This window comes from Collinsella aerofaciens, assembly GCF_039062315.1.
GTDB classification, from domain to species: Bacteria; Actinomycetota; Coriobacteriia; order Coriobacteriales; family Coriobacteriaceae; genus Collinsella; species Collinsella aerofaciens_BG.
Genome location: NZ_JBCJBG010000005.1, coordinates 1 through 14,000 on the forward strand (window position 1 = coordinate 1; position 14,000 = coordinate 14,000).

Below are 14,000 nucleotides of genomic sequence, written 5' to 3' on the forward strand. Positions count from 1 at the left end.
TTCCTCGGTAGCTCAATGGTAGAGCACGCGGCTGTTAACCGCGCTGTTGTAGGTTCGAGTCCTACCCGGGGAGCCAGAATTTTTTCAGCCCTTTCCGTTGGGCTTTTAAATTCCTCGGTAGCTCAATGGTAGAGCACGCGGCTGTTAACCGCGCTGTTGTAGGTTCGAGTCCTACCCGGGGAGCCAGAATTTTTTCAGCCCTTTCCGTTGGGCTTTTAAATTCCTCGGTAGCTCAATGGTAGAGCACGCGGCTGTTAACCGCGCTGTTGTAGGTTCGAGTCCTACCCGGGGAGCCAGAATTTTTTCAGCCCTTTCCGTTGGGCTTTTAAATTCCTCGGTAGCTCAATGGTAGAGCACGCGGCTGTTAACCGCGCTGTTGTAGGTTCGAGTCCTACCCGGGGAGCCAGGTTGTAAAACCCGTCGCTTACGCGGCGGGTTTTTTCATGCCGCGATCGCCTGGCGCGAACGTTGCCATATCAACATTTCGTGTCGAGGATGTAATCCCGCGACCCACCACCTCAACATGGCGCGGTCGTTGTAGAATATTGCAATGATTGCTCCCACGAGATGGTGCCGCGAGCACCAGATAAGGAGATTCTTGTGTCTGAGACCATTAACGGCAGCCTGAGCGTCTCGAACGACGTTATTGCCGATATTGCCGGTTATGCCGCGATGACGTGCTATGGCGTCGTCGGTATGGCTGAGCAGCTCCAGGGCGCCGAGAGCGTGCGCCTGCTTGCCGGTCAGCGCCTCCGCAAGGGCGTGCTTGTCTCCGCCGACGAGAACGGCCTTACGGTCGATCTTCACGTCGTGCTCGAGAACGGCGTCAACATGAAGTCCGTCTGCCATAATCTTTCGAGCTCCGTTGCCTTTACCCTGCAGGAAATCGCCCAGATCGATCCCGCCAGCCTTAAGATCGGCATCCATATCGACGCGCTCAAGAGCCGTCTGAACTAGCATCCGAAAACGGAGATTCAAATACCCATGATTGCAAAGACCATTCGCACCTGTTTTCCGATCGCTGCGGCTGCTGTTTCCGACAAGGCCGAGGAGATCAACAAGCTCAACGTCTTCCCCGTACCCGACGGCGACACCGGTACCAACATGTCGCTCACGCTCGCCTCGGTGACCAAGGAGCTTTCTGCTCTTCCCGCCGATGCCGATATGGAGGCCATCGCCGGCGCCATCACCCACGGCTCCCTGATGGGTGCCCGCGGCAACTCCGGTGTTATTACCTCGCAGATCCTGCGCGGTGTGGCCGAGGGTCTCGTCTCTGCCGATGAGCCCATTACGTCTGCCAACATCGCCTTCGCCTTCCGTCGCGCCGTCAAGGTTGCCTTCCAGGCTGTTCGTAAGCCCATCGAGGGCACGATCCTCACGGTCCTGCGCGATGTCTCGACCAAGGCAGACGAGTGCGAGAAGAAGAAGTTCTCTGCCGAGGACGCGCTTGACGCCATCGTTGTCGAGGCCTACCAGTCCGTCGCCCGCACGCCCGACCTGCTGCCCGTTCTGAAGGAGAACGGCGTGGTCGACTCCGGCGCCTTTGGCTTTGCCATCTTCCTGGAGAACTTTGTTGCCGCTGCGCTCGGCCGCAGCACCGTTGTCGAGAATTTCTCCGCCACGTTTGATTCTGCCGGCTCTGCCCGCGATGCGGCCCTAGGTCGCGTTGAGATCGAGGCCAACGATGACTGGGAGGGCTCGGAGTTCCGCTACTGCAACGAGTTCCTCTTTAAGGCCGACGCCCCGTTTGACGAGGACGAGTGCCTTAAGTTCCTGGGTTCCATGGGCGACTGCGAGCTGCTCGTGGGTGCCTACCCCGACTACAAGATCCACGTGCACTCCAACACCCCCAACCTGGTGCTCGAGCACATGCTGCAGCTCGGTCAGATCTATGAGGTCTTTATCCACAACATGGAGATGGAGGCCCATGACCGTACCGCCAAGATCCACGAGGATCAGGAAAAGGCCGCCGAGCCCGCCAAGGCGCTGGGTTTTGTCGCCGTTGCCGCCGGTTCCGGCGAGGCAGACATCCTCAAGTCCCTCGGCGTCGACGTGATCGTGTCGGGTGGTCAGACCATGAACCCCTCGACTGCAGACCTGCTGGGCGCCGTTGACCAGGTTAACGCAACCTCGGTCATCATTCTGCCCAACAACGGTAACATCCGCATGGCTGCCGAGGCCGCTGCCTCTGCCTGCGCCGATAAGAAGGTCGCCGTCGTTCCTACCAAGACCGTTCCCCAGGCGTTCTCCGCGCTGTTCGCCGTCCTGCCTGATTCTGAGCTCGAGAACGCCGTTGCCGCTATGGTCGACGCCATCAGCGAGGTCCGCGATGGCGAGGTCACCCGCGCCGTGCGCGACTCCAGCGCCTCGGACGGCTCTCCGATTCATTCCGGTGATGTTATGGGCATCATTGCCGGCTCCATCGATGTGGTCGGCTCCGACGTGAAGCAGGTCACGCTCGATTGCATCAACCGCATGCAGGAAGAAGAGGAGGGTGACGCGCTGACGATTCTGGCCGGCGAGGAGCTGTCCGATGAGGCCTTCCAAGAGATCGTCGACGCCATCGAGGAGGCTCAGCCCGATCTGGAGATCGACGCCCATCGTGGCGAGCAGCCGCTCTATCCCGTGATCTTCTCGATCGAGTAGGCAACTGCCCATGTCCGAGCTGTGCTCTGTGCCGCGCGTCTCGGAGCGCTTTGCCCAGAGCAATGCGCTCGACGAGGATATCGCGCGACTCAAATATGTTTCGGGTAAACGTGAGGAGGCCCTTCGCCGTCTGGGAATTCGGACGGTGGGGGACCTCCTTCTCCATATTCCTCATCGATACCTCGACTTTACCCGTTCGTGGTCCATCGAGATGGCGCCCATCGGTACCGTGTGCACCATCATCGCCACGGTCGACCGTATCGTCCAAAAGCAGCCGCGTCCGCGCATGCAGGTGACCGAGGTCTCACTCGTTGACGAGACGGGCGTGCTGCAGGTCGCCTTTTTCCGCCAGCCCTGGATTGCCCAGCAGCTTAAGCAGGGAGACCGCCTGGCCGTGATGGGCAAGGTTGAATTTGCCTACGGTTTTAAGCAGATGGCCTCGCCGCACTTTGAAAAGCTCGAGGATGGGCGTGCCGCAGGCACCATCCTGCCGGTCCATTATGTGAGTGACGGCGTGAGCCAGGCGTGGATGCGCCGCATCGTAAGCGGCGCGCTCGAGGTCGTCGGCAATCCCTTCGACCCGATTCCCGCACGCTTGCGCGTCAAGCGCCGCCTGATGAGCAATGCCCGCGCGCTTCGATCGATCCACTTTCCATCGAGTATGGCTGAGCGGGATATCGCGCGACGTCGCCTTGCTTATGAGGAGTGCCTCTACCTGCAGCTGGCACTGCGTCTGCGCAACGACGGCGGCCTGGTTGATGTGGTGCCCTACGCCCACACCGCGGGCGAGCACCTGGCCGTGCTCAAGCAAGCCCTGCCGTTTTCGCTGAGCGACGAGCAGGAGGCCGCGTTCCAAGATATCCTGCGCGATATGTGCGATGGCGGGCGCGTTATGAACCGCCTGCTGCTGGGCGATGTCGGTACCGGTAAGACCGCCGTTGCCGCCTGCGCGCTGGCTGTGGCTGCCGATAGCGGTACGCAGGCCTGCGTTATGGCGCCCACGGGCGTTCTGGCGCGCCAATATGCCGATAAGACTGGCCCTCTGCTCTCGCAGGCCGGCATGTCCTGGGCGCTTCTGACGGGCGCCACGCCGGCCGCAGAGCGCGAGCGGATCCATGCCCAGCTGGAATCGGGCGAGCTTGACGTGCTCTTTGGCACCCACGCGGTCCTTTCGGATGACGTTGCGTTCAAGCATCTGTCGCTCGTGGTCATCGATGAACAGCACCGCTTTGGCGTCGGCCAACGCAACGCCCTACGCGCGAAGGGACCCGGTGCCGATCTGCTCGTTATGACGGCAACGCCCATCCCGCGTACGCTGGCGCTTTCGGTCTACGGCGATCTGGATACGAGCATCATCCGTCATCGGCCCGTCCCCGGCGCTGGCGTGTCGACACGCGTGCTCACCGAGTCGAGCCGTGACCTCGCCTATGGCGCCATCCGCGAGGCGCATGCAAAGGGCCAGCAGGCCTACGTGATTTGCCCACTTGTGGAGCCGAGTGATTCGGCCGATGAGCTGGAAGACGTACCTGGTATCGCCCGCGACGACGAGGGCCGCGTGACGGTCCCCGTGCCGCTGCACGATACGGCAACCGAGCTCGATCGCCTGCGTCTGGCGTTGCCGGGTCTTGCCATCGAGCGCCTTCACGGCCGTATGCCAGCGGGGGAGAAGGACCAGGTTATCGATGCCTTTAAGCGTGGCGAGATCGACGTGCTCGTCTCGACTACGGTGGTCGAGGTGGGCGTCGACGTGCCTAACGCCACCGTCATGGTCATCGAGAACGGCGAGCGCTTTGGGTTGGCTGCCCTGCACCAGCTACGCGGTCGCGTGGGCCGCGGCAGTGTGTCGGGCACGTGCCTGGTCATGACGCACTCCAAGGGCAACGGTGGCGCTTCGGCAGCCCAAGATCGCCTGCAATCGCTCGAAAAAACCTCGGATGGCTTTACGCTCGCCCAGATGGACCTGCGCCTGCGCCACGAGGGCGAAATCCTGGGGTACCGCCAGCACGGCGGTGTGACCCTGCGCTTTGTCGACCTGGATGCCGACGAGGAGCTGATCGAGTGGGCCCATTTGGACGCGATCGAGCTCTTGCGGTATGCTTGCACCCTTGACTCTGTGGCGACGCGTCCCTTGCGCGACGCGGTCGCCATGCGTTATCGACATATCTTTAAGGAGGTCAGCGGAGGATGAGAATCATCGGCGGCGAATGGCGCGGTCGTAAGATCGAGGAGCCCCGTGGTCGCGATGTCACCCGCCCCACGACTGATCGCGTGCGCGAGGCGTGCGCATCTATGGTCATGTCGGCATTCGATTTCGATTTGGACGAGGTTCGTGTGCTGGACGCCTTTGGCGGCTCCGGTGCCTTAGGGTTAGAGATGCTCTCTCGTGGGCCCCGCTCGCTCACGACGTTTGAGATCGATCGCAACGCCGCGCGGCTCATTACCAAGAATATCGAGTCGCTCTGCCGTGACCGTGCGCGCTGGCGCGTGGTGACGGGTGACGTGCTGGCGAGCGCCTCGCGCGGCCGCGTGCCGGGCGGCCCCTTTGATCTGGTCCTGCTCGACCCGCCCTATGCTTTTGGTGCCGAGCCGGTCGAGGAACTGCTGCAGAACCTGGCTCAGCAGGGTTTACTTGCACCTGGCGCTTATGCCCTGTTTGAGCATGCCGCCGCCGATGCGGGCGCGCATCCGGCAGACTTTGAGATTGTACGTGAGAAGCGCTACGGCATTACCTCGGTCGACCTGCTTCGTTGGGTCGGCAATGACGATGGTGAGGGCGATAGCGCCGGCACCGATGCTGACAACAACGATGCCGCGACGCTTCAGGAGGACGCCCATGAATGACACCATCAACCGCGTGATCGTCCCGGGCACCTTCGATCCCATCACGTTTGGCCATATCGATGTGATCCGCCGTGCTCGCCGCATCTTTCCCAGCGTGATCGTCGCTGTTGCCGAGTCGCAAGGTAAAAACGGTGTAGGCACCACGTTTATGCTCGATGAGCGCGTGGCGCTGGCCCGCGAGGCGCTCGGCGATATCGACGGCGTCGAGGTCCTGCCCTTCACTGGCCTGCTGGTCGACTTCGCTCGTGAGCAGGGGGCGGGGGCGGTGGTCAAGGGTCTGCGCGCCATGACCGACTTTGAGTACGAGCTGCAGCAGGCTGACCTCAACTATCGCTTGGATAACGAGCTGGAGTCCATTTTTGTCATGAGTGCGCCGCAGTATGGCTATATCTCGAGCTCGGTCGTTCGCCAGATTGCCTCGCTCGGCAGCGATGTATCGACGTTTGTCCCGTCCAACGTGGTCGAAGCGCTCAAACATCGCTTTTCGTGACGTTTCTTATTGCCTGGTGGCATGTGGTAAACTAGCACGATGATATGTTACCTATGAAAGGAGACCGGATGCCGGGCGAGAATTTTCCTGGCGATAGGATCGTCAGCTTGGTCGATGAGCTCGAAGGGCTGATCGAGGAAGCCAAGCCGCCTTTCGGCAAGAACGCTCAGTTCAAGGTCATCGACGCCGACGTGTTCTTCAACATCCTCGACGAGATCCGCATGAGCTATCCCGAGGAGTGGCAGAAGTCCCGCCGTATCCTTAAGGAGCGCGAGGAGCTTATGGCTTCCGCCGCCGCCCAGGCCGATTCCATCATCGCCGACGCTCAGCAGCAGGCCCTCACCATTGCCGGTGAGCAGGAGATCGTCCGCCTTGCGCAGCAGCAGGCCGACGACATCCGCGATCGTGCCCAGCAGTACGAGCGCGAGACGCGTTATGCTGCCGAGGACTACGCAGAGCAGGTCTTTACGCACCTGGAGGAGAACCTCAAGAGCCTGACCGGCACCGTTACCCGTTGCCGTCAGCAGCTCAACGAGGGTGCCGCCCAACAGAATGGTCAGTGGTAATGGCTGAGTTCCCGAGCGTTATCGTCGATCTTTCCGAGCAGCTCGAGTTTCCTGGAGATTCGTATCCGCTGACCGGTAAGGTCGATGTCGCCACCTACACGGTGGGCGAGAAAGAGTACCAGCTACAGGACGGCATCGACTACGACGTTGTCTTTACCAATGCCGGTACCGGTGTCTTGCTCACGGGCATGGTCCGCGCGCACGCCACCGGCGAGTGCGACCGTTGCCTGGAACCCGCCTCGTTTGATATCGCCGGCGAGATCGAGGAGTTCTACCTCTTTGAGGAGCCCGAGGATCCCGAGGCCTACGAGGACGGCTACGAGCTCCTGGGTGAGGACCGTCTCGTCGATCTGGGCGAGCCCATCAATGACGCGGTCGTTATGGACACGCCGTTCGTGGTGCTCTGCAAGCCCGATTGCCGCGGTCTGTGCCCCACTTGCGGTTGCAATCTCAACGTCGAGCAATGCGATTGTGCTGCCCAAGCCGAGGCCGAATGGGCCGAGGCCACGGAAAATCCATTTGCAGCATTGAAGAATCTCAAGCTCGATGAGTAAAACTGTGGTAGTATCGCTACTTGCGCGTAATCGCCACACTGGATAGTTCATAAGGAAGGTCACTATGCCCGTACCTAAACAAAAGCAGGGTCGTATCCGCACTCACACCCGTCGTTCCGCCAACATGAAGATCTCGGCTGCGGCTCAGTCCACGTGCCCCCGTTGCGGCGCTGTCAAGCTTCCGCACCACGTGTGCCCCAGCTGCGGTTTCTACAAGGACCGCGAGGTTATCGTTACCGAGTAACGGTATACTCTGGATGCGATGCCGTTCCAAATGGAACCACAATGGCCGGCTCAATGAGTCGGCCATTTTTGTATAAGGAGCATGTATATGAGTAACGTTCGCGTTTGTGTAGACGTTGTGGGTGGAGACGAGAAACCTCAGGTTGTTCTCGATGGTATCGAGGCTGCACTTGCTGCCGATCCCGATATCGAGGTCTTGGCAGCTGGCCCCGCCGAAATCGTCAATCCCTTTGCTGCTTCCCACGCACGTGTTGAGGCCCTTGAGGCACCCGACGTTATCGCCATGGATGACGATCCCATTCGCGCCGTGATGACCAAACGCAAGTCTTCGATCGTGCTGTCGTGCCGCGCCATCAAGAAGGGAAATGCGGACGCGTTCTTCTCCGCCGGCTCCACCGGCGCCATGACCGCCGCGGCTACTGCCTACGTGACGCCGTTTAGATATATGGCCGAAGGTAAGAAGCAGCCGGTGCGTCCCTGTCTGACCAATGCGCTGCCCAATCGTGCCGGCGGTCTGACGGTACTGTGCGATATGGGCGCCAACCCCGATGTCGAGGTCGACGACATGGTGCGTTTTGCCCAGATGGGTAGCGCCTATGCCCGCGTCGTCCTGGGCATCGAGCATCCCCGCGTGGGCCTGCTTGGTAACGGCACCGAGGACGAGAAGGGCTCCAACTTTACCAAGGCCTGCTTCCCGGCCATGAAAGCCGCCGTTCCCGGCTTTGTTGGTAACTGCGAGGGAACGGACATCACCTCCGGTAACTTCGATGTCGTCGTTGCCGATGGCATGTCGGGCAATATTGCGCTCAAAGCCACCGAGGGCGCTGCCAAGTTTTTGCTGCAGGAACTCAAGGGTGCCTTTATGTCTTCGCTCGGCACCAAGATCGCCGCGCTGCTCATTAAAAAGCAAATGCGCGAGATAAAGGCCAAGCTTTCGGGCGACGCCAAGGGCGGCGCGATTCTTTTGGGCCTGCGTGGCGTGGTCCTGATCGGCCATGGCGCCACCTCGGTCGAGGCTGTTAAAAACGGTACGCTCGCGGCGGCCGAAGCCGTGCGCGCCGGGCTGGTCGAGAACGTCGCCAACTCCATGGATGGCATCGTTTTATAACAGCGGCGTTATGCGTCTCGGGGCGTGCGTCGTGGGGTAGAATCAGAACCGTGTCTTGGTACCGCCCGGGCGGTACCATTCTTTTGGTATTCATGCACTATGAGAGGAAGCGCTATGGATCGCTCCGAAATCTTCGACAAGATCGCCGAGGTCGCTGCTGACGTTCTGGGCGTCGATGTTGCCGAAATTAGCGATGAGACCACCTTTGACGACCTCGATGCCAACTCGCTCGAGCGCCTGCAGCTGGTTACGGCTATCGAGGACGAGTTCAACCTCGAGATCGATGACGAGACCCTGCTCTCGCTCAACTCTGTCGCCGACGCCGTCGACGCTATCGAAAACGCCAGGGAGGCCTAGGTCTTGGCTTTGTCTGAACGACTTACGCGCGCCCAGGTAATTCTGGGCCACGAGTTCAATAATAAGGTGCTGCTGCGCGCGGCCCTTACGCATCCCTCGGCAGTCGAGGGCCAGCCGGTTTCTGCCAGCTATGAGCGCCTTGAGTTCTTGGGCGATTCCATTTTGGGCGCCGTGGTCGCACGCTCCCTGTTTGAGTCCTATCCGGAGTTTGACGAGGGCAAGCTCACACGCCTGAAGGTATCGCTTGTCTCGGGCGCTACGCTGTCCGAGGTTTCTCACGAGCTGGGCATCGACGACATCATCATCTTTGGTGCCTCCGAGACCGGTACCGGTGCGCGCGGCCTGCATTCGGCGCTCGAGAACGTCTACGAGTCGCTCGTGGGCGCACTGTACCTGGATGCCGGCTGGGATGCCGCAGCGGAGTTTATCCATCGTACGCTTAAACCGCATTTGGCTTCCGAGCGTGCCGAGCATCCTGCAAACCCCAAGTCGTTTTTGCAGGAGTGCGTGCAAGCCGACGGTCACGAACCCCCGGCGTATAAGCTCGTTGGCTCCGAGGGCCCAGCGCATGCGCCCACCTTTACCGCCGTGGTTTTGATCGATGGTATTCGCCAGGGTCGCGGTTCCGGCTCCTCAAAGAAAGAAGCCGAGGGAGCCGCCGCGCTCGAAGCGCTCGACCGCATGGGTTACACCACCAACGGCGTGATTCTGAACAAGAAGCACGTGTAAGCGAGGAACCGTGTATCTCAAGTCCCTCACGCTCAAAGGGTTCAAGTCGTTTGCCGACCGCGCCCATATGACGTTTGAGCCGGGCCTGACCGTCATCGTCGGTCCCAACGGCTCGGGAAAATCGAACATCTCCGACTCGATTCTGTGGGTCCTGGGCGAGCAGAGCGCCAAGCAGCTGCGCGGCCAGGCCATGGAGGATGTCATCTTCTCGGGCTCGTCAGCGCGCAAGCCGGTGGGTGTCGCCGAGGTCACGCTGGTGCTCGATAACTCGGACCATATGCTGCCCGTCGATTTTGACGAGGTCGCCATCACCCGTCGCATGTATCGCTCGGGCGAAAGCGAGTACCTCATCAACTCGAGTCCGTGCCGCCTGATGGACATTCAGGACATCCTGCACGATTCGGGCCTGGGCAAGGATACGCATTCCATCATCAGCCAGGGCAAGCTCGACGCCATTTTGCAGAGCCGCCCCGAGGAGCGCCGCGCTCTCATCGAGGAGGCCGCCGGCATCTCCAAGCACAAGCGCCGCAAGGAGCGTGCGCTCAAAAAGATTAAGTCGATGGACGAGCATCTGACGCGTGCTCGCGACATCAATAAGGAAATCGCCCGTCAGCTGCGACCGCTGGAGCGTCAGGTCGATCGCGCGCGCAAGTACAAAGAGCTGTCCTCGCGCGCGAACGAGCTTACGCAGATGCTGGCCGTCGACGAGCTGCGTTCGCTGCAGTCGCAGTGGAACGACCTGGAGAGCCGCTCCAAGGAAGGTGCCGCCGAGCTTGAGCTTGCGCAGTACCGCTTGGGCGAAAAGGAGCGCGAGCTCGAGAAGCTCCAGGTCATGCTCGAGGAAAAGGGCCTGTTTGTGGGCGACCTGGGCGAGCAGCGCCGTCATATGCAAGATGTGGTCGGCCGCATTAACTCCGACATGCGCCTGCTCGAGGAAAAGGGCCACAACATGGTGTCGCGCCTGTCCGACATGCGCGGCCAGATCTCGAGCTCCGAGCATCAGCGTCGTCGCGTGGTCGAGGAGCTCGAGGACGCGCGCGCCCAGCTTGAGGAAGTGACCGGCGCGCACATGCAGGCCCAGGAGGACGTTGACGCCGCCGGTCCTGCCGCTGCTGAGCTCCACGAGCGTCGCGTGGCGCTCGACAATCAGATTTCGCAGCTCACGCGCGAGCAACGCGATGTGCAGCGCGTGGCCGATAATGCCGCGCTTGAGCTCGCCAAGGTGAAGGATTCCTTGAGCAATGCCGAGGTCGAGGACAACATGTATGCCTCGCGCCTGGAGCAGATTGACGAGCAGCTCGAGGAGGTCACGGCCTCGCTCGAGAGCCGTCGCGACCGCGCCGAGGAGCTTGAGGGCGCTCTTGAGGAAGTGCGCCAGGCTCAGGTCGATGCGCGTGAGGCCACCGAGGCGGCACGCGCGGCCCTGAAGGACCTGCGTGCCCGCGAGAGTGAGGCGCGCAACAAGTTATCCGAGGTGCGCTCGGAGCTTGCCAGCCAAAAGAAACTCGATGCCCGCATTGCTGACAGCTCGCCGCTGGTGAGCCGTCTGGTGGGTGCGCTGGGCGATGATGTCTCGGGTCGTCTGGGCGACGTGCTCGAGGCCCCGCGCGAGCTTGAGGGCTTGGTTGAGCAATTGCTCGCCGGCGATATCGATGCACTGCTGTTCGACGATACGTCTGCGCTTGAGCGTGCCGGTCGTGCCGCTCTGGACCAGAAGAAGGCCTCGGGTGAGGCGCTGCTGATGGCGCGCGGCGTGAGTGGCTCTGCTGCCGCCGAGGGCGCTGCCGGTACCCGTCTGGTTGATCGTCTGTCCGTGCGCGCAGGCTACGGACCCGTCGTCGAGGCGCTGCTTGGCGGCTATTACATGGTCGATGACTTGGCTGCCGCGCTGGCCGCGCCTGTCGTTGACGGTGTGACCTACGTGACTCCCGATGGCGCCCGCGTAAGCTGTGGCGGCCTGGTGCGTGTGGGCCTCGATGCCGGCGAGGCGTCGGGCGCTCTGGAGCGCAAGCGTCGCATTCGCGAGCTGGAGGGCCTGGAGCCCGATCTGGCTGCCGTGTTTGAGCATGTGTCGGATCAGGTCGTCGAGGCCAATGCGGCCGTTGAGGAAGCGCGTGCCGCTGAGGGCGATGCCGCCGGCGAGATCGCCCGTCTTGAGGGCGAGCGCCGCTCGCTGCTCTCCGAGATCGGCCGCTTGGAGCAAAGCGCCAACAATGCCGAGGTCGAGCGCGTGCGCATCTCCAAGCGCCGCGAGCAGGCTTCCGAAGCCGTTCGCGCTGCGCGCCCGCGCGTTGACGAGCTCACCCGTTCGCGTGACGAGGCCCGCGCGCAGGCAAGCGATCTGGGCTTGCAGATTGCCGAGGCCAACGACGAACTCGACCGCGTTCGCCGTGACGATTCCGAGGCTGCCGGCAAGCTCGCTGACGCCAAGGTTCGCCTAGCCCAGACGAGCGAACGCCTGCGTTCGCTGAAGGGCCGCGTGCCCGACCTGGAGCATCGTCTTGAGGGCATCGACCGTCGTATCCGCGGAACACGCCAGGCTTCGCGGTCGCTCGAGCTGCTGCGTCTGCGCGTCGACCCCATGCACGAGCGCTATTCGGCCCTGCTGGAGCGCGCGTCGGATTGGGCCGCGCGCCTGCGTGACCAGGCCTCTCTGGAGGAGGCGGACTCCGCTTCGCTCAAGAAGACCATCGAGGATGCCAAGGCAGAGGTTGCCCGCGCTAAGGAGCGAGTCGATACCGCCTCTGCCACGCAAAACGAGTTCAAGGTCGCGCGTGGCAAGCTCGAGGTGCAGGTCGAGGCTGCCATCAAGGCCATTACCGCCGATGGCACGACGGTACTCGAGGAAGCGCTCATGCTTCCGGCGCCCACGGACCGCGATGCCGCCGATCGCGAACTCAACCAGCTCGTGCGTCAGATCAACAACCTGGGCCCTGTGAACCAGGTTGCCATGGAGGAGTACGAGCAGCTCAAGCGCCGCGCCGATTACATCGAGGAGCAGCTGGCCGATCTGGAGAGCGCGCGCAAGGCGCTCACCAAGATCACGGTGGCCATTGATCGCAAGATGCGGAAGGCCTTCCTGGTGACGTTTGAGAAGGTCGACGCAAACTTCCGCGAGATCTTCGCTATGCTCTTCCCGGGCGGTCAGGCTCATCTGGAGATGACCGATCCCGAGCATCCTGCCGAGACGGGTATCGAGGTCGTGGCGCAGCCGCGCGGCAAGCGCATCACCAAGATGATGCTCATGTCGGGCGGCGAGAAGAGCCTGACGGCGCTCGCCCTGCTCTTTGCCGTGTACCGCACGCGCACGGTGCCGTTCTATGTGCTGGACGAGGTCGAGGCGGCACTCGATGACGCCAACCTGTCCAAGCTCATCGGCGCGCTCGATGTGTTGCGTTCCGATACGCAGCTCTTGGTCATTTCGCATCAGCGCCGTACTATGGAGGACGCTGACGTCCTCTATGGCGTCTCGATGCAAGCCGACGGCGTCAGTCGCGTCGTCTCGCAAAAACTCGATCGCGAAACCGGAAAGGTCGTGAATGCATAATGGGATTCTTCGATGCTCTCTCGCGCGGACTTGAGCGCAGTCGCGAGGCCCTCAACGAGGTCTTTTACTTTGGCGGCGAGGTCGACGAGGATTTTTGGGAGGACCTGGAGGACACCCTCGTCATGGGTGATATGGGCGCCGAGGTCGCCATCAAGGTCTCCGATGACCTGCGCGATGCCGCGGCAAAGAAGAACCTCAAGACCGCCCCGCAACTCCGTCGCGCCCTGGCCGAGCAGCTTGAGCAGCACTTTGTGCCCACCGAGCGCGATCCGTTCTCCGATACGCCGAGCTGCGTGCTGTTTGTGGGCATTAACGGTGCCGGCAAGACCACGACGGTCGGTAAGATCGCGAGCGCCATGGCCGCCCGCGGCAAGAATGTCGTGATCGGCTCTGCCGATACGTTCCGCGCCGCCGCCATCGAGCAGCTCGATGTGTGGGGCCAGCGCGCTGGCGTCCCCGTCATCAAGCGCGACCGCGGCTCCGACCCGGCAAGTGTTTGCTACGACGTGCTCGACGAGGCCGACAAGCGCGGCAGCGACCTGGTGCTTATCGACACTGCCGGTCGTCTGCACACGAGCCCCGAGCTCATGCGCGAGCTTGCCAAGGTGGTTAACGTGACGCGTAAGCGCGCCGCCAATATGGCCGCCGGCCCCATGCCCGTCTCAGTCGTGCTCGTGATCGATGCCGCCACCGGCCAGAACGGTCTGAACCAGGCGCTCGAGTTTAACGAGGCACTGGGCCTGGACGGTATTATCATGACGAAGCTCGACGGCACGGCTAAGGGCGGTATCGCCATGGCCGTGGCCGAGAAGCTCAAGCTCCCGATCCTGCGCGTGGGCGTGGGCGAGCAGGTCGATGACCTGCAGGAGTTCAATGCCAAAGATTTCTGCCGCGCCCTGGTGGGCGAGTCCAATTAAGG

General features: G+C 62.0%; 13 protein-coding genes and 4 tRNA genes. All 17 read left to right on the forward strand.

Translation table 11 applies throughout. The features are described 5' to 3' along the window. The first annotated feature begins 1 nt into the window (after position 1). The 17 genes from ABCP74_RS03620 (at position 2) to ftsY (ending at position 13,998) form a co-directional block, all read left to right on the forward strand. Positions 2–76 (forward strand) — tRNA-Asn (locus tag ABCP74_RS03620). Positions 77–111: 35 nt separating this feature from the next. Further along, positions 112–186 (forward strand) — tRNA-Asn (locus tag ABCP74_RS03625). Positions 187–221: 35 nt separating this feature from the next. After that, positions 222–296: transfer RNA gene (locus ABCP74_RS03630), tRNA-Asn, on the forward strand. A 35-nt stretch (positions 297–331) separates the two neighbouring features. Beyond that, positions 332–406 (forward strand) — tRNA-Asn (locus tag ABCP74_RS03635). A 161-nt stretch (positions 407–567) separates the two neighbouring features. Continuing rightward, positions 568–957 (forward strand): Asp23/Gls24 family envelope stress response protein, encoded by a 390-nt coding sequence (locus ABCP74_RS03640; protein ID WP_187361832.1) that lies wholly within the window; start codon positions 568–570, stop codon positions 955–957. A 27-nt stretch (positions 958–984) separates the two neighbouring features. After that, on the forward strand, positions 985–2,646 hold the full coding sequence (locus ABCP74_RS03645) for a DAK2 domain-containing protein (protein WP_343000869.1): 1,662 nt from the start codon (positions 985–987) through the stop codon (positions 2,644–2,646). A 10-nt stretch (positions 2,647–2,656) separates the two neighbouring features. Continuing rightward, the gene (gene recG / locus ABCP74_RS03650; protein ID WP_343000868.1) at positions 2,657–4,834 is read left to right on the forward strand and encodes an ATP-dependent DNA helicase RecG; all 2,178 of its coding nucleotides are present in this window, start codon (positions 2,657–2,659) and stop codon (positions 4,832–4,834) included. Next, positions 4,831–5,487: a 16S rRNA (guanine(966)-N(2))-methyltransferase RsmD gene (gene rsmD, locus ABCP74_RS03655; protein WP_343000867.1), complete on the forward strand. Its 657-nt coding sequence runs from the start codon at positions 4,831–4,833 to the stop codon at positions 5,485–5,487. The genes recG and rsmD overlap by 4 nt, the downstream gene beginning before the upstream one ends. Then, positions 5,480–5,977 carry a pantetheine-phosphate adenylyltransferase gene (coaD, locus tag ABCP74_RS03660; protein ID WP_343000866.1) on the forward strand — a complete coding sequence of 166 codons (498 nt, stop codon included), beginning with the start codon at positions 5,480–5,482 and terminating at the stop codon, positions 5,975–5,977. Before rsmD ends, coaD begins: the two co-directional genes overlap by 8 nt. Positions 5,978–6,045: 68 nt before the next feature. Continuing rightward, complete coding sequence (locus tag ABCP74_RS03665; RefSeq protein ID WP_040358176.1) at positions 6,046–6,543, forward strand: ATP synthase subunit B family protein; 498 nt, start codon at positions 6,046–6,048, stop codon at positions 6,541–6,543. Next, entirely contained in the window at positions 6,543–7,097 is a 555-nt protein-coding gene (locus ABCP74_RS03670) for a YceD family protein (protein WP_343000865.1), read from the forward strand. The genes ABCP74_RS03665 and ABCP74_RS03670 overlap by 1 nt, the downstream gene beginning before the upstream one ends. A gap of 64 nt (positions 7,098–7,161) precedes the next feature. Further along, the gene (gene rpmF, locus ABCP74_RS03675; RefSeq protein WP_022094017.1) at positions 7,162–7,341 is read left to right on the forward strand and encodes a 50S ribosomal protein L32; all 180 of its coding nucleotides are present in this window, start codon (positions 7,162–7,164) and stop codon (positions 7,339–7,341) included. 87 nt (positions 7,342–7,428) lie between these two features. Next, a complete protein-coding gene (gene plsX, locus ABCP74_RS03680; protein ID WP_118205593.1) occupies positions 7,429–8,448 on the forward strand; it encodes a phosphate acyltransferase PlsX in 1,020 nt (339 codons plus the stop codon). A gap of 114 nt (positions 8,449–8,562) precedes the next feature. Beyond that, entirely contained in the window at positions 8,563–8,805 is a 243-nt protein-coding gene (locus tag ABCP74_RS03685; RefSeq protein ID WP_055309519.1) for an acyl carrier protein, read from the forward strand. 3 nt (positions 8,806–8,808) lie between these two features. After that, entirely contained in the window at positions 8,809–9,534 is a 726-nt protein-coding gene (rnc, locus tag ABCP74_RS03690; protein WP_343000864.1) for a ribonuclease III, read from the forward strand. Positions 9,535–9,544: 10 nt separating this feature from the next. Further along, positions 9,545–13,081: a chromosome segregation protein SMC gene (smc, locus tag ABCP74_RS03695; protein ID WP_343000863.1), complete on the forward strand. Its 3,537-nt coding sequence runs from the start codon at positions 9,545–9,547 to the stop codon at positions 13,079–13,081. Further along, positions 13,081–13,998, forward strand: a complete 918-nt coding sequence (gene ftsY, locus ABCP74_RS03700) for a signal recognition particle-docking protein FtsY (RefSeq protein ID WP_343000862.1) — start codon at positions 13,081–13,083, stop codon at positions 13,996–13,998. The genes smc and ftsY overlap by 1 nt, the downstream gene beginning before the upstream one ends. Positions 13,999–14,000: the final 2 nt, after the last annotated feature.

Coding starts and splice junctions, on each gene's coding strand:
- recG (WP_343000868.1), top strand. CDS start 2,657: ATGTCCGAGCTGTGCTCTGTGCCGCGCGTCTCGGAGCGCTTTGCCCAG.
- ABCP74_RS03685 (WP_055309519.1), top strand. CDS start 8,563: ATGGATCGCTCCGAAATCTTCGACAAGATCGCCGAGGTCGCTGCTGAC.
- ABCP74_RS03640 (WP_187361832.1), top strand. CDS start 568: ATGGTGCCGCGAGCACCAGATAAGGAGATTCTTGTGTCTGAGACCATT.
- coaD (WP_343000866.1), top strand. CDS start 5,480: ATGAATGACACCATCAACCGCGTGATCGTCCCGGGCACCTTCGATCCC.
- plsX (WP_118205593.1), top strand. CDS start 7,429: ATGAGTAACGTTCGCGTTTGTGTAGACGTTGTGGGTGGAGACGAGAAA.
- ABCP74_RS03645 (WP_343000869.1), top strand. CDS start 985: ATGATTGCAAAGACCATTCGCACCTGTTTTCCGATCGCTGCGGCTGCT.
- ftsY (WP_343000862.1), top strand. CDS start 13,081: ATGGGATTCTTCGATGCTCTCTCGCGCGGACTTGAGCGCAGTCGCGAG.
- rsmD (WP_343000867.1), top strand. CDS start 4,831: ATGAGAATCATCGGCGGCGAATGGCGCGGTCGTAAGATCGAGGAGCCC.
- ABCP74_RS03665 (WP_040358176.1), top strand. CDS start 6,046: ATGCCGGGCGAGAATTTTCCTGGCGATAGGATCGTCAGCTTGGTCGAT.
- rpmF (WP_022094017.1), top strand. CDS start 7,162: ATGCCCGTACCTAAACAAAAGCAGGGTCGTATCCGCACTCACACCCGT.
- ABCP74_RS03670 (WP_343000865.1), top strand. CDS start 6,543: ATGGCTGAGTTCCCGAGCGTTATCGTCGATCTTTCCGAGCAGCTCGAG.